The organism is Pseudomonas sp. S2_C03 (assembly GCF_054668405.1).
In genome coordinates, this window is record NZ_CP162766.1 from 3035326 (window position 1) to 3061509 (window position 26184).

A 26184-nucleotide genomic window follows, 5' to 3' on the forward strand; every position below is an offset into this window, starting at 1 on the left:
CGCCGCCTCCCTCGACAGCCGCAGGTTCTATTCAACAGACTGCTGCGCAGCATAGCCAGTCTTGCCTTGAATCAGATGTCCAATACCAGACGAGCGGAAAGCGCGCGGGATACGCAGGCGCAAATCTGCTTGTTCCCTGCCTTTTCCTTGTTCGACAGGCAGTTGTCGCGGTGTTCCGGCACACCGTCGAGCACCTCGACGATGCAGGTTCCGCAGATCCCCTCGCGGCATTCAGTATCGATGTCGCAGCCATGAGCCTGCAACACGTCCACCAGCGACATATTGGCGGGCACCTGCAGCACCACGCCGGAACTGGCCAGCTCGACTTCGAAATCGCCACAGGGACCGGCATTCGCGGCCGGATCGGCCTGGAAATGCTCGAGGTGGATGGCTTCATCGCCACGACCGCGCGCCGCGACTTCCACCACTTTGTTCATGAACGGCGCCGGGCCGCAGGTGTAAACGTGGGCGGCGCGTCCGGCCTGACTCAGGCACTCACTCAACACCGCGTCCATGTCATCCGGTTCGACGCCGTAGTGAAACTGCACATGCCCGGCGAACGTCTCGGCTAACAGAGCCGAAAACGCAGCGTACTGCGCAGAACGGGCAAAATAGTGCAGGCGCCACGGTTGACCGGTCTCCGCCAGCCGGTAGGCCATGCTCAGCAGCGGCGTGACGCCGATGCCGGCGGCGCACAACACATGTTCACCCGCCTCAGGGTCGAGGCGGAACAGGTTGCGCGGCGCGCCCATTTCCAGCTCGGTGCCCTCCTGCACTTCATGCAGCGCCGCCGAACCGCCACGGGACTGCGCCTCTTTCTTCACCGCCACCAGGTACGCACGGCGGTCCTGGGGTGGACTGCACAACGAATACTGACGGGTCACCCCGGTTGGCCCGGTCAAATCGACGTGGGCACCCGGCTCATAGGTGTCGAGCGGCTGGCCGTCACTGCGCACGAGGCGAAAGGAGCGGATATCCAGCGCTTCGTCGACGATCCTTTCGATCTTCACCTTCATCATTGCATCACCTGAATCATGTTGTTTTTGTTGGAATGCCGCGCCCCCGGTGGAATGCTTTACTCCTGAGGGAGCGGGCAAGCCCGCTCCCACAAGGGGTGAGGGTGTTGCTGAAATTACTTCAACGCATGAACAACCCGCCATTGATGTCCAGACACGCGCCCGTCATCGAGGTGGCGTGATCAGCGATCAGCAGCAGCACGCTGTCGGCGACATACGCCGGGTCGCCGAGGGTGCCCGCCGGGATCATCTTGAGGATCTGCTCCAGACGCTCCGGCGCCACCGTCTCGCGCACCACCGGCAAGTCCAGCGGACCCGGCGAAATGCTGTTGACCGTCACCCCGCTCGGGGCGAGCTCACGGGCGAACACCTTGGTCAACGTGGCCACGCCACCCTTGGCCGCCGCATAGTGCGCGCCGGTGGCGGTACCGCCGTTCTGCCCGGCGAGCGAGGCGATGTTCACGATGCGGCCAAAGCCACGCTCGGCAAAATGCGCGCCGAACACCTGGCAGGCGACGAAGGTGCCGCGCAGGTTGATTGCCATCGAATCGTCGAACTCTTCGGGTGTGATGTCCATCAGCGCCGCGACTTTCGACACTCCGGCGTTGTTCACCAGGATGTCGGTGCCGCCCCAGCGTTCGCCCAACAGGTCGCGAGCGCGGACGAAATCATCCTTGCTGCGCACGTCGAGCTCGATGGCCACCGCGCTGGTCCCGCTGCTGTCCAGCTCCAGGGCCAGGCGCTGCACGCCGTTGATCTGCACATCGGCCAAGGCGACGCGATAACCCGCCGCATGCAGGCGCCGGGCGATGCATTCGCCCAGCCCCCGCGAGGCGCCAGTGACAAGGGCTACTCGGTCCATGTTCAAGCCCTCACAAAAGGAAGCCGAGCGCGCTCAGGCTGTCGGTGGAGTTGATCAGGCGTACCACTTTGCGTTCCAGGCTCGGCACGCCGTCGGTGAAGCGGATGCGGTGGTTGAGGTCGGCCACGAACGGCGTGTGCACCCCACGTTTGTAGGCGTAGAGCAACTGTGCCGAGTTGACTTCAACGATGTCTCCCGCCGCTTCCACCAGGCGAAAACGCGAGACGGTGCGGATGGTTTTCGCCGCGTCCACGGCAGACGGCGAGTAACCGGCGGTCAGGCGCTCAATGCGCAGGTCACGCATGCGTGCGTCGTCGTAGGCATAGTTGAGCGTGGCCTCGAAGTCTTCGGTGTCCGGGTCGATCGGCACGATGTACTTGCCGCTTTCGCTCCACAGGGTCGCCCACTCGGCGTAGTGCTTGTGGTCCAGCAACTCGGCTTCGCGCCAGATGAATTCGATGGCCTGGGCCAGCGGGCCGCCATTCAAGATGTCGTGATTGCTCATTGGCTCATCATCCTTTTCCACATGTCGTAGGCACCGCGCATCCCGCCTTCGTCGGTGGCGTGGCTGACTTTGTCGCCATTTTCAGCGGTGATTTCGCGGTTCAGGCCACGGTTGACCAGGATCGGTGCATCGACACCCGCGTAGGACCCGCGCTGCACGCGGTCCCAGGCCTCGGCGTCATCGGGGCTGCCAAAACCGAACGGGCCCTGGAAGTGTTCATGAATACGCATGCGCTCGCGGTTGGCGATTTCCGGACCGCCGTCCATGCCCAGGGCAACATGGCGGATCTCGGTTTCAGTGACCGACACCGGGCGCAACACCCGAAAGAACGACATCGACATGGCCACATTGGGGAACAGGTTCAGGTTGAACCCGGCGCCATGCAACGAGCGCACGATCCGGCGCACCTGCTCCGGCGCCATGGTTTTGGACAGCTCCCGGGTGACGTGGGCGAAGCGTTCCTGCAACTGCTCGGTGCCGTCGTCGTGATCCAGATCGACGTGCTCCGGCACCATCACCATGACGCTGTGCCCGTTGCCCAGCGAATGGGTCACGGCCTGGTCGTCAGTCATGAACGAGAGCATTTCCGAGGTTTCCTCATCCACTGACGACATGAACGACTTGTGCACGATCGGGAAGTGGTAGCCGTCGGTAGTGTTTTCCAGCTGGATCTTCCAGTTGCCCTTGAAGCTGAACTTGTGTTCGCCCTGGGTCTTGATCGGATAACCGGCGCCCTGCTTCATGAACAGGTCCATCCAGTGTCTGGCACCGCCGAGGAAGTCCTCCAGCGGTTCGATATCGTCGTTGTAGCTGGCGAAGATCATGCCGGCGTAGCTTTCGACGCGCAGGCTTGTCAGCGGCAGCTCGGATTTTTCGAGGATGCCTTCATAACCGTCCGGGTACGGCAGCGCACGCAGCTTGCCGTCCAGGCCATAGGACCAGCTGTGGTACGGGCAGGTGAAACCGGTGGCGTTGCCCTTGTGCTTTTCGCACACGGTGGCACCACGGTGGCGGCACCGGTTTTCAAGCACGTTAATGGTGTTCTTCTTGTCGCGCACCACGATCACCGGGCGACGGCCGATCATGGCAGTCTTGAAGTCGCCGCTATTGCGCACTTCGCTTTCGTGGGCCACCCACACCCAGGTGCGGTAGAAAATCTTCTCCAGTTCGACTTCGAACAGCGCCGGGTCGTTGTACAGCGAGACGTCGACGCGGTCAGGCTGGACCAGGTCTTCGGGGCTTTTCGATGATGCGATCAGCCGGTAGTCATGGGTGCTCATGCGGTTCTCCTCATGGCGTTTTTATGATTGTTTTCAGGCCTAAAGCGTTAACCGGCCATGCGTTGTTGCAACTGCGCACCGAAGGCGCAGACCTGTTCGTCCTGGCCTTTGCGGCCAACAATCTGCAGGCCGACCTTCAGCCCGCCACAATCGAGTTCCACCGGCACCGAAAGCGCCGGGTGGCCGCTCAGGTTGAAAGGCCGCACCAGCGGCGTCATCCCGGCCACTGCCTTGCTCGCGCTGCGGGCCTCTGCCAACGTCGGCGGCAGGCTGGGCAACGTGGGCAACAGCAGCACCTCGAATTGATCCAGCGCGGCATCCACCTGCTGGCTGAAGCGCGCCCGCACTTTTTCCGCGTGGGCCAGGTCCGCCGCCGTGGTGCGACTGGCCGCCAGCAGGCGCTGCTCGACGTCCGCGCCGATCAGACCCTTGCCGGTGAGGTGGCCGAAGGCCGCCCAGTTTTCAAAGTTGATCACGGTCAGGCCGGCGGCGAACGCGGCCTCGAACTCGCTCAACGAAAGCGAGCTGCGCCGCCATCCTGCGCGGTCGGCAGCGGCACCGAGACGGGCTTGCAGGTGGGCATCACAATCGACTTCAAGAAACCCGACTTTGGCGCCGTCAGCGGGCAGTCCCTGAACGTTGAAGCCCGGGCAGATCACCCGCATGGCCGCAATCAGGTCGTCCATGTTGCGGGCGAACGGGCCGACGCAATCGAGGCTCGATTGAAGTGGATGCGCACCCTCGCGGCTGACACGGCCATAAGTCGGCTTGAGCCCGGCAACACCGCAGCAAGCCGCTGGCACTCGCACGGAACCGCCGGTGTCGGTGCCGATGGCGATGTCCGCGAGCCCCGCCGCGACCGCCGCTGCCGAACCGCTGGAGGAGCCACCCGGTACACGGTCCGGCGCCTGCGGGTTGATCGGCGTGCCGGTCCAGTCATTGATGCCGGTGACGCCAAAGGCCAGTTCGTGCAGGTTGGTCTTGCCGACGATCTGCCAGCCAGCCTGGATGATCGATTCGACCACCTCGGCGTTTTTCGTCGCTGGCGCTGCGTCGGCAAAGGCACGGCTGCCGGAACGGGTCGGGTGACCGGCAATGTCGATGGAGTCCTTGATGGCCACGCGTTTGCCGTTGCCGCCGAGGCGGAATTCGCTGATGAAGGTGCTCATGCATTGAGTTCCTGGTTGAAGAGGCGTTGGGTGCGAAAATGCGCGATCAGCCAAGTACCGTCGACGCAGCGAAAATCGATGTTCAACCGCGTGCCAAACAACTCGGTGCGCCCGTCGGCGTAAGTGGAAATCTGCTGCATGATCCACTGCCCTTGCGCCGTCCCGCCGTCGACCTGGATCGACTCGCTGGTGAGGTAATGCAGGTTGAGCCGGAAGTGATCCGACGGCGGCAGGTAACCGCCGACGAATGCCGCCACCGCGTCCCGCCCGTGATGCTGGCCGAAGGTCTGCGCGGTCTGGCTGCCGATGCCTTCCCAGATTGCGTCGAGGCAGAACAGCTCGGCCAATTCGCTGACGTGGCAGGGTGCCCTGGGGACATCGCACAGGTCCATGTAGCGCGCCATCAAACGGCGCACCTCACTTTCCCCTTCGAGCGTCGCCAGACGCTGGAGCAAGGCCTGTTCCATGGCTTACACCTTGGCCGCGTCGGGAATGGTCAGCGGCCGACCGATGCGCGCTTCGACCTTGGCGTAGCGCCACAGGCTGTACTCGTTTACCGGGGTGGTGCGGAACAGGTTGCAGGCGTCGATCACCGACTGGTGGCAATCGACGTCGGCCATGATGTACACGGTCCAGGGCGAGGTGGTGGACGGGCCGACCATCAGCCGATCATCGTCCATCGCGCCGAGCACGTTGATGCCGGGCATGGCGCCAAGCGAGGCCATCATCTGGCTGAAACCTTTCCACACGCTCAGGCCTTCGCCGGTGGGCAGGTCGAAGAAGTTCTGGGTGATGCCGATGCAAAAGACGACGCGCAACGGTTCCTGGGTAGTCTGGGACATGGGGTGATCCTTTAAGTGTGGGTTCAGATGTAGCCAGGGAATGGCGGCACGCCGAGCAGCACCGAACCGGCGCCGTCGTACAGGCCTTCGCTGAGAAAAGCGTGCTGGGTGACCACCATCGAATCGCGCAGGTAACGCTGCAGCGGGTGGCGCAGGTAAATGGCGGTGGTACCGGCCAGGCTGTAGGCGCTTTGCACCACGGCGGCACCGGCCTGGGACACGTGAATGGCGGACAGGCGCAGCAGGCTGGTCTGTTCGGCGGTGACCGGGCAGCCTGCGAGGATCGAGTTCCACACCTGCTCGGTGGCGTTGTAGAAGAAACCGCGCGCGGCGGCCAGGCTGGCTTCGGCCTTGGCGATCTCGATGCGCACGTAGGCGCGGTCGGCCATTTTTGGCGCGCCGGTGATGCCGCTGCCGGCAGCCATGCGGCTGACTTCGTCGAGCGCGGCGCGGGCCAGGCCAAGGTTGACCACCGCCAGCACCTGGGCGGCATAGGCAATTGACGGGTAGCGGAACAGCGGTTCGTCGATGGTGGCTGCGCCGCCGCGAATGAATGTCCAGCGTTCGTCGACACGTTTGTCGCAGACGCGCAAGTCATGGCTGCCGGTGCCCTTGAGGCCAACCACGTCCCAGTTTTCGATGATATCCACCTGATCCGGGCGCAGCACCGCAGTGCGCGGCTTGCCACCGGCCGCGCCGATGCCGACACCAAGCAGGTCGGCCCCCTTGCAGCCGCTGGCGAATTTCCAGGTGCCGTTGACCTGATAACCACCCTCGACCGCTTCGGCCGGTTGCAGCGGGAACAGGCCGCCGGCGAACACCAGGTCAGGACCGTCAGCATAGAGTTCGGCCAGGGTTTCTGGCGGTAAAGCCGCGAGGTAGACACCGGCGCTACCGAAACTGGCGACCCAGCCCGCCGAGCCGTCAGCCTCGGAGATTCGCTCGATCATGCGCAGGAACAGCGCGGGTGCCAGAGCATCGCCACCGAATCGTTTCGGCGTGGCGGCGCGGTAGATGCCGATCTGCTTGAAGCGCTCGATCATGTCCCTTGGCACATGGGACACCGCATCGAACTCATCGCGGCGCTGGCGTACTTCTTCCAGCACTTGCGCAAAAGCGGTGTTCTCTTCAACGCCTGGCAGAGGGTCTTTCTCCGCGACAGCTGAACGCAGCATGGCTTGTCTCCGTTGTATTTATTATTCGTTGCCCCGCGTCCCCCTGTAGGAGCGAGCTTGCTCGCGATGACGGTGTGTCAGCCACCAGTGATGTCGACAGGTACACCGCCATCGCGAGCAAGCTCGCTCCTACAGGGGAAGCGGCAGGCCGTTACCCTTGTGTTGGGTTCCAGTGTAAAAACCGCCTCAGTGCGCAACTATTGGTGCGTGTAGCCCCATGGCTAAAGAAATCCCCTACCCCGCCCCCGGTTACTTCTGAGCGCATCCCCACGCGCAAGCGGGTATAAAAAGCCATACTTCCCATTCCCAGGTTTCACTGGCTGCAAGGGCTGCGCGATGTACCTGCCAACATCCAACGATTTCTTCACCCTGATCGAAGCCATGCCACTGTGCATCATTCTTCACGACGCACACAGCAAGGAGATTCTCTGGGCCAACACCGCCGCCCTCGACGCGCTGGGGTTCACCCTGGAAGAACTGACACCGCTCAAGGCCCCCGACATGACCCGCAATGCGCCCAAGTACCGGCGTTCGGTCGGCCTGCGCTGGCTGGAAGGCGCCGCACGCACCGGCCAGCGCGCCATCGAGTGGTGTTATCGCTCCAAGCAAGGGGTGGAAATTCTCTCCGAGGCGGTCGCGACCCTGGTGCACCTCGAAGGCCGTGATGTGCTGATGGTGCAGTTCCGCGACATCTCCAAAGAGGACAAGGTCAAGCGTGACCTCAAGCGGTTCGAAAGCCGGCTCAAGGCATTCATGCAGGACCTGGCCGAAGGCGTGGCAGTGCTCGGCCCCCAGGGCGAGATCCGTTTTATCAGCGACTCCGGCGCGCTCCTGCTGCACGGCGAAGGGCATGCGCTGACCGGGGAAAACTTCCTGTCCTGGTGCGACGACGACTCACGCCAGCGTCTGTTGCAACAACTGGCCAGCGAAACCCCGGAACATGCGCCGTTCAGCGTGCATTACCACGTACAGCGTCGTGATGGAGCCTGGCGCTGGCATCAGGCGACCTGTCGGTTTATCGAGATCGAGGACGACCTGGTCGGCCACCTGCTGCTGTTTCGTGACGTCACCGAACAAGTGCGCACCGAAGAGGCGAGGCGCTTGAGTGAGCAGAAGCTCGAATACCTCGCGCGCTATAACGCCATGGGCGAAATGGCCGTGGCGATTGCCCATGAGTTGAGCCAACCGCTGGCGGCGACACGCAATTTCATCGAAGGCGCGGTGATCCGCCTGGGCAAGGAACCCAGCACCGATCCGGGCGTGACCTGGGGTTTGCAAAATGCTGTACGGCAGGTCGAACACGCTTCGGTGATCATCAAAAGCGTGCGCGACTACGTGGTCAAACTGGAGCAGAGCGAAGAACTGATCGACCTCAACGAGCTGCTGCGCGAAACCCGCTATTTCATCAGCCTGCGCGCCGACCCAAGCCAGGTTCGGGTCGAGATCATCCCCAACCCGACGCCGCTGCGGGTCAGTTGCGAAAAAGTACTGATCGGCCAGGTCATCCTCAACCTGGCGTTCAATGCGATTGAAGAAATGAGCGATTTGCCCGTCGAACGCCGGGTGCTGCGCATTCAGGCGAGCAGTGAGGACGGCATGGCGCTGCTGCGCATCGAGGATCGTGGACGCGGCATCCAGGCCGAGGCCCAGGAGAAACTGTTCGACGGCTTCTTCTCCTCCAAGGTCAGCGGCAACGGCATCGGCCTGGCCCTGTGCAAAAACATCATCGGCCGCCACCGCGGCGACATCTGGGCCCAGAACCTGGAGCCCTGTGGCGCGGTGTTCAGCTTCACCCTCCCCATCGCCCCGGACCTGTAGGAGCGAGCTTGCTCGCGATGGTGGCCCAGGCACCGCAGTGTGTCAGGCCGCCAGCGTCATCTTGTCCACCATCGCGAGCAAGCTCGCTCCTACAGGGGAATGCGTCGCTTCAAAGAACAGGCCGGCCGGTAGGCCGCCTCGCGTCGCCGTGACGCGGTGTCCGCCCCCTCGGGATGCCGGAGCGAGGGTATGCCGAGCCTAGGCGAGGCACCGAACGTCAGGGGCATGGCGTTTTGGTTACTTTGGCGCCGTACCAAAGTGACCCGCCGTAAGGGCGGAACCTTAGGTGGCCGTTACCGCAACAATGGATATGTACACCAATCAGCCCCCCACTCATCAAGACTGGCACAGACACACAACCTCTTGGCACCCACAGCAATTCCCCCTCCTCCCCGGCAAGGCAGAATCGAACTGTAAAAATCTGCCATGCACCCGCGATTTGCGAGAACAATAATTCAGGGAGTTCCCATGCGAGCCACCAGGATCACCGTACAGTCAGCGCTGAGTCTCAGCCTGCTGGTACTGGGTTTGAACAATGCCAGCGCGGATCTTCCCGCTGACACTGGCATCGGCCAGACCGTTTTGGCATTCCCGCCCGAAGCCCACCGAGCCTTTGTGGTCGATGTCGAATTCGAAAGTTTCGTCGCGGGCCGCGTCACCGTGGTCGACCCCGACAAGAAGCGCGTGCTCGGCATGGTGCCGACCGGTTTCGCCGCGCCGTCGACCTTGAGCCACGACCAGAAAACCCTCTACAGCGCCGACATCTGGTACTCGCGCGGCACTCGCGGCACGCGCACCGACGTGTTGACCGCCTGGGACAGCTCGACCCTGTCGCCGGCCTGGGAAGTGCTGATCCCGAACAAACGCGCCGAGTCGCTGACCCAGCGCTATGGCCTGAAAACCAGCGCCGACGACCGTTTTGTCTACGTCTACAACTTCACCCCGTCGACATCGGTAACCGTGGTCGACACCGAGGCCAAGGCCGTGGTCACCGAAATCGCGATCCCCGGTTGCGTGCTCAACTACCCGGTGGGCAAACGTCGCTTCGCCTCGCTGTGCGGCGATGGCAGCCTGCAGGTCGTCACTCTCAACGACCAGGGCCAGGAAACCACGCGCAGCCGCACGCCGTTCTTCGATCCGAACGCCGAGCGACTGGTGGAGCGCGCCGTCAACGTCGGCGACACCTACTACTTCACCACGACCACCGGCACCGTCCGCGCAGTGGATTTCAGTGGCGAAGCACCAAAGATCCTGCCGAGCTGGTCGCTGACCACCGAAGAGGAAAAGAAGGCCGGTTGGGCGCCGGGAGGCTGGCAGCTGATGGCGGTCGCGCCGAAGCTGAATCGCCTGTACGTGCTGATGCATGACGCTCACGAACCGATGAAGTGGGAAGACCCGAGCCCGCTGATCTGGGCCTTCGACCTCAAGACGGGCAAGAAAATCGCCACCCTGGAAGCGCCGGCACCGATCTGGAGCATGCAGGCCACTGGCGACGACAAGCCATTGCTGCTGGGCAGCGACGTCGAGGGCGGCCTGCAGATCTTCGACCTCAAGACCAACAAGCACACCGGCAGCATGGCGAAGGTCGCAAAAACCGCGACCCAGGTCATGAGCTACTAACGAGGCTTGGCCATGCAACCAGATCCGATTTTCATCATTGCCAGCGCACTCGCCATCGCGGTGTTGCTGGCCAGCGCCGCAACCCACAAGTTGCGCGCGCCGGCACGCTTCAGAAAACAACTGGCGGACTATCAACTGCTGCCCGATGTTCTGGTGCGGCCCATTGCCCGCTTGATCCCGGTGGTTGAACTGGTGATTGCCTTCGCCCTGCTTGTGCCGGCCTGCCGCGCCTACGCTGCTCTGACGGCTGGTGCACTGATCGCGCTGTACGCGGCCGCCATCGGCATCAACCTGTGGCGCGGTCGGCGCGACATCGACTGTGGCTGCGCGGGCCCCGATCAGGCGCAACCGCTGCGCCCGATCCTGCTGCTGCGAAACAGCGCACTGGTGGGCCTGGCGCTGTTGGCTTGCGTCACGCCGGCCGTGCGCGAACTCGGTTTCTTCGATGGCTTCGTAACCGTCGCCGCCAGCGCCGTTGCGCTACTGATTTACGCCGCAGCCGATGGCCTGCTGGCGAACTCCCCTCTTCTGCTCAAATTGATTGGTAGGTAATCAAAATGGAAGGTTTAATCGTTTCCAACGTTCTGCTCTGGGTGCTGCTGGTCGCCGTGGCATTCGTCGTCATGGGCCTGGTGCGTCAGATTGGTGTGCTGCACGGTCGCCTGGCGCCTGCCGGCGCACTGATGGTCGACAAAGGTGTGGCGGTCAATGAGGCCGCACCACAAATCACCGCCTCGGACCGTCACGGCCGCCCGGTGAACTTCGGCTACGCCGGGGAAAAATCGCAATTGCTGTTCTTCCTCTCGCCGACCTGCCCGATCTGCAAGTCGCTGCTGCCGGCGATCAAATCCATCGCCAAAGAGCAGGCAGACCGCCTCGACGTGGTGTTTGTCAGCGATGGCGACATGGACGCCCAGCAAGCCCTGATCCGCGAACACAAACTCGAAGACGCCACCTACGTGGTCGGCCCGGAAGTGGGCATGACCTACCAGATTGGCAAGCTGCCTTATGCCGCCCTGATCGACAAGGCCGGCACCCTGCGAGCCAAGGGCCTGGTCAATTCCCGCGAACACCTGGACAGCCTGTTTGAAGTCGAACACCTCAAGCACGCCACGTTGCAGCAATACCTCAATGCTCAGCCCCACGAGCATGATCACAGCCACGGCCATAGCCACTGATAAGGCAGGGAGACCTTCATGAAACTGCTGGATCTGTTGTTCGAGCGCTCCTCGCGCCGTGTTGCCGACACCACTTCGCGCCGCAAACTGCTGGCGCGCATGGGCTCGCTGATGGTGGCCGGTGCCGCCCTGCCCTTGCTGCTGCCGCTGGATCGCACCAGCAAGGCACTGGCGGCCACCGACCCGAAAGCCGGCGACCCTGGTGACCCAAATAGCTGCGATTACTGGCGCTATTGCTCCATTGACGGCTTTCTGTGCAGCTGCTGCGGCGGGTCGGTGACCTCCTGCCCGCCGGGCACCGAGGCCTCCCAAGTGACCTGGATCGGCACGTGCCGCAACCCGGCCGACGGCAAGGATTACATCATTTCCTACAACGACTGCTGCGGTAAGCAAAGCTGCGCCCAATGCGCCTGTACCCGAAACGACAGTGAAGAACCGGCCTATCGCCCGTTCAACAACAACGATGTGAACTGGTGCCTGGCTGCCAAATCGCACATCTATCACTGCACCGTTTCGATCATTCGTGGCGTGGCTGTTTGAGTTGATGTAACCCCCATACCCCTGCAATCCCTGTAGGAGCGAGCATGCTCGCGATGGACGCCCAGGCACCGCTGGCATTCAGACAGCCAGCGTTATCGTTAACGACCATCGTCGGAACGCCGCCCGGAGACAAGCTCGCTCCTACAGGGACAGGGCCGATCATAAAAACAAGAAGGGTCTGTCATGCGTCACGTGTTAATCCTCAGCCTGGCCTGCCTTTTTATTGCCCCGCTCGCCCATGCGCGGGCCATCCCAAATCCCAACCAACGTCATGCACCGGGCAACGAAGCGTTGCAGACGCCGATCGACCAGGCCGGCTACAGCGTTGGTGTGAACTACCAGCTGCAATGCGCGGGCTGCCACCTGGGCAGTGGCATGGGCTCGCCTGCCAATGACACCCCGAGGATGGCCGGCTTCGTTGGCAACTTTCTGAAGGTGCCGGGCGGGCGCGAGTTTCTCGTGCGGGTCCCTGGCATGTCGCAATCGGCATTGAACAACGCGCAACTGGCTGACCTGCTCAACTGGCTGATGCGACCGGACGGCATGGCCGGCAAAAGCGTGCCCGAACATTACCAGCCGTACACCGCCGAAGAAGTCACGGCCCTGCGCGCTGAAACCATGCTCAACCTGCCCGGCACCCGTGCCGAGCTGATCAAGGCGATGCAAGCACAAGGCATCGCCATCGAAGACGGCATGACCCCATGAGCGCAAGCGTCTAGCGTCGCTTGCTGCCCTGCACCCACTCACGCGGGCTGACCCCGGTTTTGCGCCGGAATGCCCGAGACAGTGCCGATGGACTTTCATAGCCGACTTCATCGGCAATCAAGGCGATCGACTTACCCTCACGCAAACGCTTCTGCGCCAGGCTGACCCGCCAGCTCACCAGATAATCCACTGGCGTCTGCCCCACCGCTTGACGAAAGTGTTCAGCAAAGCTGGCCCTGGACATGTTGGCCGCTGCCGACAACTCGGCCACGGTCCAGGCCTTGGCCGGCGTATCGTGCATCAGGCTCAAGGCACGGGACAGCCGTGGATCGGCAAGGCCCGCCATCAAGCCCGGGGTTTGCTCGCGACTGCTCAGCAGGTGACGCAGCAACTGGATCACCAGCACTTCGAAAAGGCGATCCATCATCGCTTCTCGCCCGCACAGTCCGTCGAAGGCCTCCTGGAACAACCAGTCCAGGGTGCCGGCCAAGGTCGGCAGGTCCTTGAGATCCAGCACCAGGTAATCGGGCAACGCCGCCGCCAGTGCATTGCCGGCGCCACCATCAAAATCCAGTGAAGCACACACCAGTTGCGTATCGGACGCGTCATCGGCAAACAGACGATGACGATAAGGCCTGGGAAAAAAAATCAGTGTGGGCGTGTCCAGCAGCAGCTCGCGCTCATCGGCCAGTTTCAGCGTCAGCTCGCCGGCGCGCAGCAGATGCAGGTGTCCGCAGGCCTGTTCACCGTCGAACGCGGTGATGCCGCAGAATGTACCGCTGTGGAAGGTGCCGGCACTGACGCCGAAATGACTGAGCAAGGTCGACAAGCGATCCATGGAAGGACTCCCGACAACAAGTTTGGACGATCTGTTGTATATCCTCGACGATTTGCACCCAATACGCCAGCCATAATCACTAACATGAACTCCGTACCCAGCGCATACCGCGCCCTTTACGGAGAAACATCATGAGCCGCATCAACACCCTGAGCCTCGAACACGCCACTGACGCTACCCGCCCGCTGCTGGAAGGCGTGCAGAAAAAAATCGGCTTCCTGCCGAACATGTTCAAGACGCTGATACACGCACCTGCCGTGTTGACATCCTACCTGCAACAGTCGGCAACCCTGGGCAAGACGTCACTGAGCGCCGTGGAAAAAGAGGTGATCGCCCTCGCCACCTCCCAGGTCAACGGCTGTGACTATTGCCTCAGCGCCCACTCGTTCTTTGCCGGCAAGGCCGGGATGTCGGCGCAAGACATCGACGCCGCACGCCATGGCCAATTGAATGCCGTTGCCCTCCTCGCACGGCAGATCACCGAAAGCCGTGGCCGGTTGGCCAACGAACAGATTGAAGCGGCACGAGCTGCCGGCATCGACGACAGCAAAATCATTGAAGTGATCGCCCAGGTCGCCTTGATGACGCTGACCAACTACCTCAACAACGTGGCGCAGACCGAGATCGACTTTCCGGTCGCCTGAACCCTGTTACCCGATTGCGGAGTATTGCTGATGAACACTGTAACGCTCTACACCACCGACACCTGTCCGTATTGCCGCAACGCCAAGGCGTTGCTGGCCAGCCGAGGGGTGGTTGGCGAAGAAATAAATGTCCAGCGCGAACCTGGGAAGTTCGAGGAAATGCTCACCCGCAGCGGTGGACGGCGCAGCGTGCCGCAGATTTTTATCGGCGACATTCATGTCGGCGGGTTCGACGACCTGGCAAAACTGGATCGTCAGGGCAGCTTGCAGGCAATGCTCGCTTGATCTACAGGAAACAGACTTCATTTTTTGACAAGGATGTTGTATCAAACCGCAGCAATACCGTCGATGATTGCACAGTACTGCTAAAGTGATAGCACGCGTCTCCATCTTCCGTAATCTGTACATTGCGGAGATGGATGACGGGTGAAGTGGCTTGCCGGTGACGCCAGGACTCTCGAGGGGAGTCGACTGACCTGAATCTCGTCATTATCGAGCGCGAAGGAAAGCAAATGAGGTCCAAGCATGATTTTTGAACCTAACAACACCCGCTCCGTGCTCCAGCGTCGAAGCAGTACCAGTGCAGTGATTCAGGCAGGTTTGGATTGTGTTGCAGTCACCGGCGTTGCCTGGTTCCTGATCACCTATCACATCGGCTACATCACCCAAGACTACGTCATCATGCTGTTGTTGCTGCTTGGCGCATTGGCCGTGGTTTATGACCACTACGCCATTTACCGCAGCAACGTGGTGTTTACCATCAAGGCGTTCAAGCTTCTCAAGGCGTGGACCGCGACCTTCGGGTTCCTGGTGGCCATGGCATTCCTGACCAAGCAGAGCGAAGTCTATTCACGCTTGTTGATGGGCGAGCTCTTCGTCCTGGGCTATATCGCCCAGTTGCTGTTGCACCTGGCGACCCGGGAAATGCAGAAGAAATTCCTCGCCCACCCCACGCAACTGGAAAATGCCCTGATCATCGGCTCCGGCGAACTGGCCAACTACCTGCACAAGAAAATCAGTACCAACCCCTGGCTGGGCGAGCGCATCGTCGGCTGCGTGTTGATTGGCGCGGACGATGATCGAGGCAAGGAGCCCGCGAACGTCAAGCATCGCTTGTCGGTCCTCGGCGATATCTCGCACCTGGACGAACTGGTGGTCAAGCATTCCATCCGTACCGTTTATTTTGTCACGCCGCTGGGTGGATCCGAGGTGATCCAGGATGTGTACCTGAGACTGTTCGACAAACACATATCGGTTAACTGGGTGCCGGATATTTTTTCCCTGCGCCTGATCAACCACAGCGTTCGCGAGATTGCCGGCATTCCCGTACTGACCTTGTCGGAAACGCCGCTGATCGGCATGCGCCTGTTCCTCAAAAACCTTGAGGACAAAGTTCTGTCCTCCCTCATTTTGCTGATGGCTGCCCCGGTGCTGGCGCTGGTTGCCCTGGCGATCAAGCTCGACAGCCCGGGGCCGGTGTTTTTTCGCCAGGAGCGAATGGGTTGGAGCGGCGAGTCCTTTCGCATCTGGAAATTCCGCAGCATGGTGGTCCATCAACCCGCCGAGGGGACCATCAAGCAGGCACAAAAGAACGACCCACGGGTCACCCGGGTAGGCGCCTTCATCCGACGCACCAGCCTCGACGAGCTGCCGCAGTTGTTTAACGTGTTGATGGGGGAAATGTCACTGGTGGGCCCTCGCCCCCACGCCATCGCGCATGACGTGCAGTACTCACCCGATGTCTCGGGTTACTTTGCCCGCCACAACATCAAACCCGGTATTACCGGCCTGGCGCAGGTGCGCGGGCTGCGAGGTGAGACCCGTGAAATCGACCAGATGATCCGCCGGGTCGATTCAGACATCGAGTACATCAACAACTGGTCGCTGTGGCTCGACTTCACCATCCTGGTGCGCACGCTGTTTGCGTTTACCGGCAAGCATGCCTATTGAGCGGGCCACTACTTGATCGGTTCACGCGACCTGCGTGAACCGATCAAGTACCGAACCGCTTCAAAGGCTGCCATAGCGGTTCAATCCTTCATACGACGCCGGGAACAGTTCCAGTGTCCGCTCAACCTCGTCAGGATCGATCCTGAAACCATCCCCCTGCGCGATCCCCACCACGAACCCGAAGTTCTGATGGTCGCGGTCCGTGAGGTACTTGAAGAAACACAGGAAGCGATTTGGTGGCTGCAAGACCAGCAGCGAACCACCAGGTGGCAGCACGTTGACCCCATGGATCAGATGACTGCCCTCGATGCCAACCACGGTTTTCGCGCCGGCGCAGGCCGCAACGATGGTCGGGACATCACTGGTGGCGGGGTCGAGGATGCGAAAGCCCCACCGGTCACGCAGGCGTTCAGCCACTTCCATCTCATTGCGCAACCGCCGCGAGGCCCCGTGGCCGCCCCGTACGATGAATACTCCGGGATGCGTGTTGACGTTGACGTGTGAAAGCAATTGTTCACCCATCGCCCGGAAACGCCGGTGTTTATGCAAGTTCTGGCTCAGGTCGTTGAAAATCACCAGCTCTCGAAAAAACGCATTGCGCACGCGCACGGGACTCATCCCCAGCCACCGCTCGTAACCGGGTGCGTGCAGGATACCGTTGCGGGCAACGGATGCGTTGTCGGCAAAAGGAGCTGTTGTAACTGGAACACCCTCTTCGCAGGCCAGGCGATAGGTCAGGCAATCATCCATCAACCAGGTGCCAAACCATTTGTTGCCGCCGACGGTGCAATACAACGCCCCACGCTCGATCTCCTGGTCCACGCGGATCCCCGGCAGCCGGCCGGCACCCGGCGTGAGCCAGGATTTGGCGTTGTCCTTGTAAAGCGCGCCATCGATCATCCACACATCCTTGAGCAGAAAGCCCCGGGTTGCGCCGTGCTCAACCAGTCCGGTGCCTTCCATGGTCCGACGGGGGTGCTCGTTGGGATAAAACAACGCCTCTTCCCAACCGGTGACCCGCTCCAGTTGGTTGGGCAGGTAAAACGCTGGCGGTGCAATAGCGCTCGAGCCGGGCGCAATGTCCCAGGACTTGACCGCGAGGCTTTCCAGGGTCGCCGAGGGCTTGCGGGTCACTCGGGTATTGAACATGTATTTGTACGCAGCAAGGCTCCACTTCGATGGACTGCTGCCGGCCGACGCGTTTAACTGCAACATGTCCTCACCCCCTCTAACCGCGGCTATACCCAACGACCCTTTCAACGGGCGACTGTTCAGGCGACAAAACTGTTTCAAGGAGCGGGGGATCGTTCAGGTGACTGTATCGACTGCGCAAAATATCCAGCAGTTCTTCCCGTGGTGTATCTGGACAATGGAGGTAGACCCTGGATAACCCACCGAACCCCATTTCCCGATAACGAGTGGCAACTTGTGCATCACTCTTATCGCCAGGCACACCCAAGTGCAGTGTCAACTTTCCACTTTCAACTGCGAAGAGTGGCGTTTCCCAAAGAAACTCTGCAGCGCCCGCTTTCGGCAGGGTTACAAACAAATAACCGTGATTACCCAACGTATCGACATCACCACCGCGCCTTCTCTTCCACTCAAGAAGCCCGTCATCCGGACGAGCGAGACAAGTTCCGATATCGTAGTAATCGAAGTTGTTTTCAATCGCCCATTCAAGTGCCATGAACGTGGTAATCGAATTAACTTCACGCAACTTTTTCTGATCAGAGAACACGGTATCGGGATACCCGAACCGTACGGTGCTCCAATAACGTTTGCCCGCGCGGATCACGGTGCAGCCAAGGTGGCAAGCGACGACCTCATCTTCCAACAGCACCAGATCGAGTCGTCCGGCGGTTTTTGCAACGCGATGCACCTCATGGGTTGCAATTTGCGAGGCCGCGGAACCATGCCTGGCGCTGGCATAGGGCTGCAGCATGTCACGGTCCGCGCTGGCGATATCATCATCGTTCAACGCCTGTTGCATACGATAACGAGCACGATTCTTTCGCAGGTTTCGCCGCAGTTCGGCGTTGTATTGTCCGGCAATCTCATCAATAGAGCGGTTCAGCGGAACCACCGCACTGAGTAATTGCGGCACGTACAAGGCACCGGGAGTGGGCACTTCAGTGACCAGCACGGTGTGCGCCGACTTTCGCAGCCGCATCCGGTTATCGGCACCTTGGGGCTTTGCGCCCAACAACACTTGCGCAAACGCTCGGCGTGTTTTCGTGCCCAGGTAAAGGATGTCGTGAGCGCTGTCTTCTCGTAGCTTGAATCGAACTACCTCCCACTGCCAGAAACAGGCCCGCGCGGCGATATCCTGAAACCAGGCGAGCATTTTTCGCAGTTCAAATCGCACCGATGGTGATAATAACTTGCGTAATATTTGCGCTGCTTTTTCTTTCATTTTTTCAACACACGTCAAATAAAGTTTATTCAGGTTTAAAACCAATAAACCCACTATTCGACATCAGCGCTCTACGACGTGCTGCAAAAACATGACATTACACGTCTTTGAATACATGCCAACTTTCCTTCTTGCGATAAACTCGCAACTCCCTCCGTGGACACCGGTTTTTGACGCCATTAAGTCGTCAACACCCCTTGTGAAGATAAAAGTTTTAGCACACCTGCCAAGTCGAAATACTAAGCAGAGTAAAGATGCAAGCCGAGTGTTTTGCAAGATATTTCAGAACTGTTACTTAGGCCGACTCCCCTCAAAAATCCTTGCTGAGAAAAGTCCGTAACAGGAACAGTGGGTTACCCACCACGTAACGGCTGAACAGGCGTTTCGGCTCGCTGATCAGCCTGAATACCCATTCACAACCGAGGCGGCGCATCCATTGCGGAGCGCGGGAAACCTTGCCGCCGAGAAAGTCCAGGATGGCCCCGCCGCATACAATCACGCAGGGCTCGCTGCTGGCCGCCAGCATGGCAGCGACAGCCTCCTGTTTGGGCATGCCCATGCCCAGCACAATCAGTTGCGGCTGATGTTTCACGGCCAGATCAACGTATTCCTGCATCGGCGCAAAACCATGGTGAGCCGAAACGACATTGACCGAAAACCTTGCTTCGCTTTGTCGTACCGCACTGGATAACCACGGTTCCTGTGTTCCCCAGAACGCCACCCGCCGCCCACTGTAAGCGGCCAGCAACTTCGGAATCAGATCGGTACCGTTCATGTTCAGCCCGGGCTCGGTACCCAGCCGGCGAAACAGGATAGTCATGCCGGAGCCATCACGCAGCAATACGTCGGCCGCCGACAGGGCCTGGTAGTAATCGTCGTTGCCCGTCACCAGGTTCATCGCATGGGCGTTGACGAAGCCGACAACCGTGGCCTTTTGCGGGTCGGACAAGCCTTCAATCAACGCTTGTTCATCGCTTGCATCGCCAACCACACGGATTTTGCGCACGATCGTTTGCCAGTGACGTTGCCAGCCCCAGGTGCTCATCAATGATCATCCCGTTTCGAACGCACCCACTCAACCTGGCGCTTGAGCAAAAAGCCGATATACAGGGGGATTTTCTTCAGTGCGTAAAGGGGGGCGTACATCAGCGCGGTGAACGAAATGATCGCCCGCCCGAATTGGCTCCATGCCAGCAGGATCGAGACGCCCAGCAGGACCATCCCCGCCGTGGCGATGGAGGCCGGCGCGCCAGGGCCACCCAACAGCACCACCAGCCATGCCAGAACGAACCCGGCCCCCAGCATGAGGGTCAACAACGCCAGCGGCGGAACCCACATATCCAGGGTCATCGCCAGCAGGTTCCAGTTTTTGCGGCGGATCGATTCGACGAACAACCTCGGTGCATCCCCCAGGATCACGCCCAGGTGACCATGCTCCCAGCGGGTTCGCTGGCTGGCCAGGCCTTCATCGGTACGGGGGAAGTAGCTGGTCACCAGTGCATCGGGGCAAAACAGCGGCGGCTTGCCACTGCGGCAGAAATCCAGGCCCATCTTCAGGTCTTCGACGATGTGGTTGCTGCCCAACTCGATCAGCGCCAGATCCTTCCAGACAAACGCCATGCCCGTGCCCATCAACGGGCAAGGCAGATTGAGCCATGCCCAGCCACGCGGGCGCACGCGGTTTTTCACGCACCAGGCAAATTCCGCCAGTTGCACCTTCAGCCCGGAACCTGTTGGCGCGTGCATCAGGTCGAGCGCCTGGGTCGGCCGCCCTGACTCGATGCAGCGGATGGCCAGACGTTCGATCGTGCCCTCCCCCAGCTGGCAATCCGCGTCGATGACGACCATCACCTCAGGTGCATCGCTGGCCAGATGACGGGCGCCGAACTCCAGGGCAAAGCCCTTGCCGCGCTGCTGTTCGTCGCTGCGTTCAACCACCTCGGCACCGGCAGTACGGGCTACGGCGGCGGTGTCGTCGCTGCAGTTGTCGGCCACCACCAGCAGACGATCACCTGCCTGGAGCTGCGGCTTGATACTGTTGATCGTCGCGACGATCACCGAGGATTCATTGTGCGCCGGCACCAGCACCGCCACCCGTGGTCGCGGCCCTCGCAGGGGCTGATTCGAGCGCACCGGCAGGCAGGCCAGCAGCACCTGGACAAACAGCACCAGCACCGGCAACACGATGAGTAGCAACACCGCACTGAACAACCAACCGAGAAGTGTGATCATGCCTGCGCCTTGAATAATGCCGCCAGTTTGGCCGCTTCGGTGTCGATGTCGTGTCGCTGCAGCACACGCTGATACGCGGCTTCGCCCATCCTTTGCAACACCTCATCGGGTTGCATCAGACAATCTTCCAGCACGTCCGCTAATTCCTCCACGGCCCCTGCGGGAAACAGCCAACCGTTCTCACCGTGGCGCACCAGTTCGGGAATGCCCGCCACATAGGTCGTCAGCACGGGACGACGCAACGCCATCGCCTCCATGATGACCACCGGCAACCCCTCGGCGAAGCTTGGCAAGACCATGGCGCGCGCCGCCAGGATTTCCTCGCGCACTTGTTCGCTGCCGATCCAGCCGGTGATGCGCACCTGTGCTTGAAGGCCGTGTTGCGCGATCAGGGTTTCGATTTGCCCGCGCATTTCACCGTCGCCGGCCAGGACCATTTCAAATGCCACGCCTTTCGCCGCCAGCAGGCGTGCAGCTTCCATCAGCAACAACTGGCCTTTCTGTTCACACAGACGCCCGACACAAACCAGGCGTGGCACGGCGGGGATCGGCACCGCCGGCACATCGTGGAACGCCCGCTCCAGCCCACAATGCACGACCTTCACCTTGGCCCAATGCCCATGGTCCACCCAGCGATACAACTGGCTGCGCCCGTATGAACTGATGGCAGCGACGAACGCCGAGCGCCGGACCTTTTCACCCAGGTGAATGAACTGCGCTTTGTCGAACTCCTCCGGACCGTGCACGGTGAAGCTGTACGTCGGGCCGCCCAGCGCATTGGCCAGCATCACCACTTCAGTGGAGTTGGTGCCGAAGTGCGCATGCACGTGTTCTGCACCGAACGTTTGCAGCCAGGGCAGCATACGGCAGGCTTCAGCGAGGTAAATCAAGTGATACGGCCAGCTGCGATCGGCACGCCGACCCATGCGCAACGCCAGCCACAATGCCGAAAAGAATGCCCGTGGCCGGTGGCGCAGCACTTGCAGCACCGGTTTGAGCAGCGCCATGACCCCGCCCTGCAGGACATAAAGGGTTTTGTCCCGTTCGGACACGTCCTCGGCGTCCACCAATTCGGCATCCCAGCCCCGCAGGGCAATGCGCTGCACCTCGAACCCCTGGCGTTCCAACGCCAGGATCTCGCGACGAATGAAGCTATGGCTGACCTTGGGGTATTGATTGATGAAGTAAGCGATGCGCATAGGGACCGGGCTTAAAGATCGTTGGGAGTGACGGCGGCGGGCATGGCCACGGCTGCCTGTGTATCGGTGCGCGCGGGGGGAATGGCCGCACCGCTGCCGATCAATACGCTGTCGACTTTGTTGAACGTGCTTTCCAGCAACTCATAACGCCGGCGATACATGGCGCGTTTTTTCGCAGCAATGGTTTCCAGGGGCTTGATCGACGGCGCCATGGGGATCTCGAAAAAGTCTTCGCGATCAGAGGGCGTCGCCCCGTGCTCCAACCAGATCACATCGTAATTGGCCGCCAGTTCCTGGGCCTTGTTGGCGCCAAAATACGGATGGCGATGATGACGAAACTCATCCCCGACTGCGTAGAGCCTGTCGACGCCCAACCTGACCGCCAGGTGCTTGAGCACTTCAATCAGCAGGCTCCTGGGGCGCAGGCCTTCAAAAGCCTTGGTCAGATCCCGATAGATCGCCAGGGACCTGTCACTGTCCACGCCTTTGTGAATCCCCTGGACAGCGCCGATGAACAGACAGACTCCGGCCTCGGTGCGCCCGAGTGTGAACGCCAGTGAGGCGATTCGAAGATCGTCCTGGAACAGGTTCAGCACCAATTCGCCTTCGCGCATGAACCACTTCGGTCGATCCATCACCAGGGAGCACTCGGGAGCCCACTCGGACAAGTCGCCCAACTTCAGGCTTTCATCGCGCCCGGACAACAGCAGTTGCGGGCAACGCTGGGTGACCACCTCGTAATGTGACGCGATCGCGCTCAGCCTTTGCTCGGCCTCCCAGCGCTTGCTGACATAAGGCCACTGAACGACGCCGAGGCAATCGGTGCCCAGGGTTTGCAAGCCATTCGCGCCCAGCGCCTTGATCATGCGTGACGAAAACAGCTCGAGGGCCGGCCGGTTTTTTGCCACCAGCCCAGGCACCTTGAGCTGGTTTTTGAACGCTCTCGGTGTGACCCCGGCATTGAGCTTCAGCAAGCTTTTGAGGGTGAGCCAATAATCCATGAACGCCTCACTTGTATTCGATCAAGGCCGACTTGCCGGCGCCGAATTTGCTCAATAGAAATTTGACCTGGCCCAGCATCTCGGGAAATTTCCCCAGCACCAGGAAAAACGCCAGCAGCCAGTTTTCCCGTGTCGAGCGGCCACCACGGCGAGCCAGGCGCGCCACCTGCAAGGGATAGATCAGCAGGATCAACAACCCCGCCGCGCCCAGCAGCGAACAGGCAACCAGTGTCACCAGTGGCACGCCAAGGCCCCAAAACCAGGCACGCCGCGATTCACGTCGCCAATGCTGTTGCGCCGTTGCCCCATGCAGCGAGGCGCCCTCGGCAAACGCGTGGCCACCGCGCAAGGTGCGCTTCCACCACTGGCCAAAACGAGTCATGGCCGCATCGTGCAGGGTCATTTCCTCGTCCAGCCGCCAGACCAGCCAGCCCTTGGCCCGCAAGCGCACGCACAGCTCCGGCTCTTCGCCGGCAATCAGGTCCGAGCGGTATCCGGAGACGGCGGCAAAGGCATCCGCGCGCATCAGGGCATCGCCACCGCAGGCCTTGGCCTCGCCGATCGGCGTGTCCCATTCGATGTCACACATCAGGTTGTACACCGAGCGCTGGGGAAAGCGCTCACGGCGCCGGCCACACACCACCGCGACCTCGGGCCGCGCATCGAGAAACGCCTGTGCCCGGGGCAACCAACTGGCAACCACTTCGCAGTCGCCGTCGACAAACTGCACATGACGCAGGGTCGGCAGCAGCCTTTGCATGCAGGCAAACCCTTCATTGCGCGCACGGGCGGCGGTGAACGCAATCGTCATGTCCAGCTCGACCACCGCCACTCCGAGCGCCCGGGCCATTTGCACCGAACCATCGCTCGACCCGGAGTCAACGTAGACAATCTGCTGCGCTGCACCCACCAGTGATGCCAGGCAACGCTCCAGGCGCTGGCCTTCGTTGCGCCCGATGACCACGACCCCCATGTCATTGATCAAGGCGTTCACCAGGTCCGGCAAGCAAAAATGTTCATGAGCATTCCCTGGCCTGTGCTGGCTTGCGTTGTTTGATGATCGCGGGGACGCCCACGGCTACGCAGTCGTCCGGTACGTCGGTCAACACCACGGCATTGGCGCCGATGACCACGTTGTTACCGATGCGGATATTGCCCAGCACCTTCGCCCCGGAACCGATGTCGACGTTGTTGCCGATCACCGGCGCAATGGGCTCTTCGACATTCTTCAGGCCCACGACAACGCCATTGCGGATCCGGCAGTCGTCGCCGAACTGGGCGTAGCCGCTGATGACGATGCCGCCGAAATGATCGATGACAAAGTTGCGCCCCACCGCCACTTCGCATGGCAACTCGATGCCCGTGACGATCTGCACCAGTTTGAACAGTACTTTGTAGATGAAGGAGAACAGCTTGCGTAACAGTGCCGGGCGTACGCCATAACGCCAGCGCCCGAAGCGATAAACCAGCATCACCCAGAATCCCTGGGCGCCCCAATCACCGCCGTAGGCACGTAAATCCGCGCGTATGTTGTCAAACATGAAAGGCTCTACCGTGTGGGTTGGGTGGCAAGTTTGGTATCACGCAGCAGCGCCCAGGTGACCCGTGCGTGCTCCCAGCACGCAGCCATGGCCGGACGGCCGCGGCCTTTAAGCAACGCCTTGAGCGCCAGGATCAGGTCTCCCGCGCACACCAGCGCCATATGCCAGGCCAGGCCCACCACGCCGTGGTGCTTGCGGAAATACAGCAGCTCGCTTTCGATTTGCAGCCTGGGGATTTGCCGGCTCGCCGCATTGAGTTCGTCAACGGACTTGGCACTTTCACCGCCGATATGCACCACCGTCGTGTGCGGGTAGAAAATGACTTTCCAGCCCGCCTGCTTGACGCGTTTACAGTGATCCACTTCTTCGTAGTAAAGGAAGTAGCGCGGGTCGAACAGCCCGACGGTGTCGATCACCTCACGGCGGATCAGGTAATAACAGCCCGGCACCCAGTCGCATTCGCGGACCGAGGCATGATCCCACTGCAGGTCGTCGACTCGCCTGACCATCGGGAAAAAACGTTCCAGCCCCGTGCGTGAGAGAAAGACATTCAGGGGCGTCGGAAAATAACGGCAAGAGGGTTGCAGATCCCCTTCCCGGCCTTCCAGGCGCACGCCGAGGACGCCGCAATCGGGATGGGCCTCCATGTACTCGAGGGTCTTGCTCAAGGTGTCCGCAGCGACGAACGCGTCGGTGTTGAGCAGCAGCGCGTACTTGCCTTGAAGGTGTTCAACCAGTTGATTGTTGGCACGGCCGAATCCAACGTTGTTCTCGTTGGCCAACAGCAGGGCCTCGGGACAGACTGTCGCCAAACGCTCCAGCGAATCATCCACCGAAGCGTTATCCACCACCAGAAAGCGCGCAGGTTCGGCACTGGCGGGTTGGCGCAATGCGTTGAACATCGGCTGTAACAGGCCCGCCGTGTTGTAGTTGACCACCAGTACATCGAGGGGAGCACTAGCCATTGGATTTTTCACCGAAGAAATATTCGACGCGCATGGCTCGCAGCTTCAACTCCAGTTCCGGGTCGAACTCACCGTCACGCTCGCGGATCAGGTCCATCCACGGATAAGCGGCGCAGCGTTCCTGGGAATTTTTCAATAGCGTTTCCATCGTACAGATCACCCTGGCTGGATTTCCCCCCACGACCACCCCGGGTGGAACGTCCCGGAGCACCACGGCTCCCGCTGCCACGACGGAATCCGGACCAATCGTCACGCGCGGCAGGATGATCGCGCCATGACCGATAAAGCAGTTATCAAGGATGTCGATCGGGCCGACGGAATCGAGTTTGGTGCCGTAGCGCACGTTGAGCAGACCAACTGTCGCGTCGTGGCCGAACAGTGTGCAATCGGATAACCCGACGTTGTTGCCCAGGCGTACCAGCGTCGGGTCGGCGATATTGCAACCAAGATTGATCCACACGTTCTTGCCAATGGAGTGCAGCCCGCCCCAGCGAGCCATATGTATAGCCCATTGCAGGCCATCCGGTTGACAAAATCGCTTGTAGATCCAGGTTAAACGCCCCGTTCTCATGGCAATACAAGCAATCGCGCGTTTCAGTAGACCAATCATCCTGTCAGCCCCAAAAAACCAGTAAACATCTGCGCCAGGGTTCGGTTCACCCTGGTTCTCGATTCGTGTCCCTAAGCGTAG

At 60.9% G+C, this 26184-nt stretch carries 28 protein-coding genes; 9 read left to right on the forward strand and 19 right to left on the reverse strand.

What is annotated here, in order from left to right:
* Positions 1–71: 71 nt before the first annotated feature.
* The 8 genes from AB4N64_RS13810 to AB4N64_RS13845 form a co-directional block, all read right to left on the reverse strand.
* Complete coding sequence (locus AB4N64_RS13810) at positions 72–1019, reverse strand: PDR/VanB family oxidoreductase (protein ID WP_460126356.1); 948 nt, start codon at positions 1017–1019, stop codon at positions 72–74.
* Positions 1020–1137: 118 nt separating this feature from the next.
* Positions 1138–1878, reverse strand: a complete 741-nt coding sequence (locus tag AB4N64_RS13815) for an SDR family NAD(P)-dependent oxidoreductase (protein ID WP_460126357.1) — start codon at positions 1876–1878, stop codon at positions 1138–1140.
* Positions 1879–1888: 10 nt separating this feature from the next.
* On the reverse strand, positions 1889–2383 hold the full coding sequence (locus tag AB4N64_RS13820) for an aromatic-ring-hydroxylating dioxygenase subunit beta (protein ID WP_460126358.1): 495 nt from the start codon (positions 2381–2383) through the stop codon (positions 1889–1891).
* The gene (locus AB4N64_RS13825; RefSeq protein ID WP_460126359.1) at positions 2380–3663 is read right to left on the reverse strand and encodes an aromatic ring-hydroxylating oxygenase subunit alpha; all 1284 of its coding nucleotides are present in this window, start codon (positions 3661–3663) and stop codon (positions 2380–2382) included. The genes AB4N64_RS13820 and AB4N64_RS13825 overlap by 4 nt, the downstream gene beginning before the upstream one ends.
* Positions 3664–3710: 47 nt before the next feature.
* Positions 3711–4832 (reverse strand): amidase, encoded by a 1122-nt coding sequence (locus AB4N64_RS13830; RefSeq protein ID WP_460126360.1) that lies wholly within the window; start codon positions 4830–4832, stop codon positions 3711–3713.
* On the reverse strand, positions 4829–5299 hold the full coding sequence (locus tag AB4N64_RS13835; protein ID WP_460126361.1) for a nuclear transport factor 2 family protein: 471 nt from the start codon (positions 5297–5299) through the stop codon (positions 4829–4831). Before AB4N64_RS13835 ends, AB4N64_RS13830 begins: the two co-directional genes overlap by 4 nt.
* A 3-nt stretch (positions 5300–5302) precedes the next feature.
* Positions 5303–5674: a hypothetical protein gene (locus AB4N64_RS13840; protein WP_368554123.1), complete on the reverse strand. Its 372-nt coding sequence runs from the start codon at positions 5672–5674 to the stop codon at positions 5303–5305.
* A 23-nt stretch (positions 5675–5697) separates the two neighbouring features.
* The gene (locus AB4N64_RS13845; protein WP_460126362.1) at positions 5698–6849 is read right to left on the reverse strand and encodes an acyl-CoA dehydrogenase family protein; all 1152 of its coding nucleotides are present in this window, start codon (positions 6847–6849) and stop codon (positions 5698–5700) included.
* A 336-nt stretch (positions 6850–7185) separates the two neighbouring features.
* On the opposite strand from AB4N64_RS13845, the gene AB4N64_RS13850 reads away from it, so the two are divergent.
* The 6 genes from AB4N64_RS13850 to AB4N64_RS13875 all read left to right on the forward strand — a co-directional run bounded on the left by AB4N64_RS13850 (position 7186) and on the right by AB4N64_RS13875 (position 12710).
* Positions 7186–8667: an ATP-binding protein gene (locus tag AB4N64_RS13850; RefSeq protein WP_460126363.1), complete on the forward strand. Its 1482-nt coding sequence runs from the start codon at positions 7186–7188 to the stop codon at positions 8665–8667.
* A gap of 468 nt (positions 8668–9135) precedes the next feature.
* A complete protein-coding gene (locus AB4N64_RS13855; protein WP_460126364.1) occupies positions 9136–10287 on the forward strand; it encodes an amine dehydrogenase large subunit in 1152 nt (383 codons plus the stop codon).
* 12 nt (positions 10288–10299) lie between these two features.
* Complete coding sequence (locus AB4N64_RS13860; protein WP_460126365.1) at positions 10300–10839, forward strand: MauE/DoxX family redox-associated membrane protein; 540 nt, start codon at positions 10300–10302, stop codon at positions 10837–10839.
* A 5-nt stretch (positions 10840–10844) separates the two neighbouring features.
* Complete coding sequence (mauD, locus tag AB4N64_RS13865) at positions 10845–11465, forward strand: methylamine dehydrogenase accessory protein MauD (protein ID WP_460126366.1); 621 nt, start codon at positions 10845–10847, stop codon at positions 11463–11465.
* An 18-nt stretch (positions 11466–11483) separates the two neighbouring features.
* Positions 11484–12005 (forward strand): methylamine dehydrogenase light chain, encoded by a 522-nt coding sequence (locus tag AB4N64_RS13870; protein ID WP_460126367.1) that lies wholly within the window; start codon positions 11484–11486, stop codon positions 12003–12005.
* A gap of 183 nt (positions 12006–12188) precedes the next feature.
* Entirely contained in the window at positions 12189–12710 is a 522-nt protein-coding gene (locus AB4N64_RS13875) for a cytochrome C (protein WP_460126368.1), read from the forward strand.
* A gap of 10 nt (positions 12711–12720) precedes the next feature.
* On the opposite strand, the gene AB4N64_RS13880 is transcribed toward AB4N64_RS13875, so the two are convergent.
* Positions 12721–13548 carry an AraC family transcriptional regulator gene (locus AB4N64_RS13880; protein ID WP_460126369.1) on the reverse strand — a complete coding sequence of 276 codons (828 nt, stop codon included), beginning with the start codon at positions 13546–13548 and terminating at the stop codon, positions 12721–12723.
* A 131-nt stretch (positions 13549–13679) separates the two neighbouring features.
* On the opposite strand from AB4N64_RS13880, the gene AB4N64_RS13885 reads away from it, so the two are divergent.
* The 3 genes from AB4N64_RS13885 (at position 13680) to AB4N64_RS13895 (ending at position 16142) form a co-directional block, all read left to right on the forward strand.
* On the forward strand, positions 13680–14192 hold the full coding sequence (locus AB4N64_RS13885; RefSeq protein WP_460126371.1) for a carboxymuconolactone decarboxylase family protein: 513 nt from the start codon (positions 13680–13682) through the stop codon (positions 14190–14192).
* Positions 14193–14222: 30 nt separating this feature from the next.
* Entirely contained in the window at positions 14223–14477 is a 255-nt protein-coding gene (gene grxC, locus AB4N64_RS13890) for a glutaredoxin 3 (RefSeq protein WP_460126372.1), read from the forward strand.
* A gap of 240 nt (positions 14478–14717) precedes the next feature.
* Complete coding sequence (locus tag AB4N64_RS13895; RefSeq protein ID WP_460126374.1) at positions 14718–16142, forward strand: undecaprenyl-phosphate glucose phosphotransferase; 1425 nt, start codon at positions 14718–14720, stop codon at positions 16140–16142.
* A 60-nt stretch (positions 16143–16202) separates the two neighbouring features.
* Here the strand turns inward: AB4N64_RS13895 and AB4N64_RS13900 are convergent, their stop codons facing one another.
* From AB4N64_RS13900 to AB4N64_RS13945, 10 genes are all read right to left on the reverse strand, one after another.
* Positions 16203–17357 carry a glycosyltransferase 61 family protein gene (locus tag AB4N64_RS13900; protein WP_460126375.1) on the reverse strand — a complete coding sequence of 385 codons (1155 nt, stop codon included), beginning with the start codon at positions 17355–17357 and terminating at the stop codon, positions 16203–16205.
* A 13-nt stretch (positions 17358–17370) separates the two neighbouring features.
* Positions 17371–18555 (reverse strand): hypothetical protein, encoded by a 1185-nt coding sequence (locus tag AB4N64_RS13905; protein ID WP_460126742.1) that lies wholly within the window; start codon positions 18553–18555, stop codon positions 17371–17373.
* 310 nt (positions 18556–18865) lie between these two features.
* Complete coding sequence (locus AB4N64_RS13910; RefSeq protein WP_460126377.1) at positions 18866–19600, reverse strand: WecB/TagA/CpsF family glycosyltransferase; 735 nt, start codon at positions 19598–19600, stop codon at positions 18866–18868.
* Positions 19600–20787, reverse strand: a complete 1188-nt coding sequence (locus tag AB4N64_RS13915; protein ID WP_460126379.1) for a glycosyltransferase family 2 protein — start codon at positions 20785–20787, stop codon at positions 19600–19602. Before AB4N64_RS13915 ends, AB4N64_RS13910 begins: the two co-directional genes overlap by 1 nt.
* On the reverse strand, positions 20784–21986 hold the full coding sequence (locus tag AB4N64_RS13920; RefSeq protein ID WP_460126381.1) for a glycosyltransferase: 1203 nt from the start codon (positions 21984–21986) through the stop codon (positions 20784–20786). The genes AB4N64_RS13915 and AB4N64_RS13920 overlap by 4 nt, the downstream gene beginning before the upstream one ends.
* Positions 21987–21997: 11 nt before the next feature.
* Positions 21998–22987, reverse strand: a complete 990-nt coding sequence (locus tag AB4N64_RS13925; protein ID WP_460126382.1) for a DUF535 family protein — start codon at positions 22985–22987, stop codon at positions 21998–22000.
* Between the two features lie 7 nt (positions 22988–22994).
* Positions 22995–23960 (reverse strand): glycosyltransferase family 2 protein, encoded by a 966-nt coding sequence (locus AB4N64_RS13930; RefSeq protein ID WP_460126744.1) that lies wholly within the window; start codon positions 23958–23960, stop codon positions 22995–22997.
* A gap of 43 nt (positions 23961–24003) precedes the next feature.
* The gene (locus AB4N64_RS13935; RefSeq protein ID WP_460126383.1) at positions 24004–24528 is read right to left on the reverse strand and encodes a serine O-acetyltransferase; all 525 of its coding nucleotides are present in this window, start codon (positions 24526–24528) and stop codon (positions 24004–24006) included.
* A gap of 8 nt (positions 24529–24536) precedes the next feature.
* Positions 24537–25493, reverse strand: coding sequence for a glycosyltransferase family 2 protein (locus tag AB4N64_RS13940; RefSeq protein ID WP_460126385.1), 957 nt, complete (start codon positions 25491–25493; stop codon positions 24537–24539).
* Positions 25486–26103, reverse strand: a complete 618-nt coding sequence (locus tag AB4N64_RS13945) for an acyltransferase (protein WP_460126386.1) — start codon at positions 26101–26103, stop codon at positions 25486–25488. Before AB4N64_RS13945 ends, AB4N64_RS13940 begins: the two co-directional genes overlap by 8 nt.
* Positions 26104–26184 lie beyond the last annotated feature (81 nt).

Excerpts from the sequence above, each read along its gene's own strand:
- AB4N64_RS13810 (WP_460126356.1), bottom strand. The coding sequence starts at position 1,019 with ATGATGAAGGTGAAGATCGAAAGGATCGTCGACGAAGCGCTGGATATC.
- AB4N64_RS13815 (WP_460126357.1), bottom strand. The coding sequence starts at position 1,878 with ATGGACCGAGTAGCCCTTGTCACTGGCGCCTCGCGGGGGCTGGGCGAA.
- AB4N64_RS13820 (WP_460126358.1), bottom strand. The coding sequence starts at position 2,383 with ATGAGCAATCACGACATCTTGAATGGCGGCCCGCTGGCCCAGGCCATC.
- AB4N64_RS13825 (WP_460126359.1), bottom strand. The coding sequence starts at position 3,663 with ATGAGCACCCATGACTACCGGCTGATCGCATCATCGAAAAGCCCCGAA.
- AB4N64_RS13830 (WP_460126360.1), bottom strand. The coding sequence starts at position 4,832 with ATGAGCACCTTCATCAGCGAATTCCGCCTCGGCGGCAACGGCAAACGC.
- AB4N64_RS13835 (WP_460126361.1), bottom strand. The coding sequence starts at position 5,299 with ATGGAACAGGCCTTGCTCCAGCGTCTGGCGACGCTCGAAGGGGAAAGT.
- AB4N64_RS13840 (WP_368554123.1), bottom strand. The coding sequence starts at position 5,674 with ATGTCCCAGACTACCCAGGAACCGTTGCGCGTCGTCTTTTGCATCGGC.
- AB4N64_RS13845 (WP_460126362.1), bottom strand. The coding sequence starts at position 6,849 with ATGCTGCGTTCAGCTGTCGCGGAGAAAGACCCTCTGCCAGGCGTTGAA.
- AB4N64_RS13850 (WP_460126363.1), top strand. The coding sequence starts at position 7,186 with ATGTACCTGCCAACATCCAACGATTTCTTCACCCTGATCGAAGCCATG.
- AB4N64_RS13855 (WP_460126364.1), top strand. The coding sequence starts at position 9,136 with ATGCGAGCCACCAGGATCACCGTACAGTCAGCGCTGAGTCTCAGCCTG.
- AB4N64_RS13860 (WP_460126365.1), top strand. The coding sequence starts at position 10,300 with ATGCAACCAGATCCGATTTTCATCATTGCCAGCGCACTCGCCATCGCG.
- mauD (WP_460126366.1), top strand. The coding sequence starts at position 10,845 with ATGGAAGGTTTAATCGTTTCCAACGTTCTGCTCTGGGTGCTGCTGGTC.
- AB4N64_RS13870 (WP_460126367.1), top strand. The coding sequence starts at position 11,484 with ATGAAACTGCTGGATCTGTTGTTCGAGCGCTCCTCGCGCCGTGTTGCC.
- AB4N64_RS13875 (WP_460126368.1), top strand. The coding sequence starts at position 12,189 with ATGCGTCACGTGTTAATCCTCAGCCTGGCCTGCCTTTTTATTGCCCCG.
- AB4N64_RS13880 (WP_460126369.1), bottom strand. The coding sequence starts at position 13,548 with ATGGATCGCTTGTCGACCTTGCTCAGTCATTTCGGCGTCAGTGCCGGC.
- AB4N64_RS13885 (WP_460126371.1), top strand. The coding sequence starts at position 13,680 with ATGAGCCGCATCAACACCCTGAGCCTCGAACACGCCACTGACGCTACC.
- grxC (WP_460126372.1), top strand. The coding sequence starts at position 14,223 with ATGAACACTGTAACGCTCTACACCACCGACACCTGTCCGTATTGCCGC.
- AB4N64_RS13895 (WP_460126374.1), top strand. The coding sequence starts at position 14,718 with ATGATTTTTGAACCTAACAACACCCGCTCCGTGCTCCAGCGTCGAAGC.
- AB4N64_RS13900 (WP_460126375.1), bottom strand. The coding sequence starts at position 17,357 with ATGTTGCAGTTAAACGCGTCGGCCGGCAGCAGTCCATCGAAGTGGAGC.
- AB4N64_RS13905 (WP_460126742.1), bottom strand. The coding sequence starts at position 18,555 with ATGAAAGAAAAAGCAGCGCAAATATTACGCAAGTTATTATCACCATCG.
- AB4N64_RS13910 (WP_460126377.1), bottom strand. The coding sequence starts at position 19,600 with ATGAGCACCTGGGGCTGGCAACGTCACTGGCAAACGATCGTGCGCAAA.
- AB4N64_RS13915 (WP_460126379.1), bottom strand. The coding sequence starts at position 20,787 with ATGATCACACTTCTCGGTTGGTTGTTCAGTGCGGTGTTGCTACTCATC.
- AB4N64_RS13920 (WP_460126381.1), bottom strand. The coding sequence starts at position 21,986 with ATGCGCATCGCTTACTTCATCAATCAATACCCCAAGGTCAGCCATAGC.
- AB4N64_RS13925 (WP_460126382.1), bottom strand. The coding sequence starts at position 22,987 with ATGGATTATTGGCTCACCCTCAAAAGCTTGCTGAAGCTCAATGCCGGG.
- AB4N64_RS13930 (WP_460126744.1), bottom strand. The coding sequence starts at position 23,960 with ATGGGGGTCGTGGTCATCGGGCGCAACGAAGGCCAGCGCCTGGAGCGT.
- AB4N64_RS13935 (WP_460126383.1), bottom strand. The coding sequence starts at position 24,528 with ATGTTTGACAACATACGCGCGGATTTACGTGCCTACGGCGGTGATTGG.
- AB4N64_RS13940 (WP_460126385.1), bottom strand. The coding sequence starts at position 25,493 with ATGGCTAGTGCTCCCCTCGATGTACTGGTGGTCAACTACAACACGGCG.
- AB4N64_RS13945 (WP_460126386.1), bottom strand. The coding sequence starts at position 26,103 with ATGATTGGTCTACTGAAACGCGCGATTGCTTGTATTGCCATGAGAACG.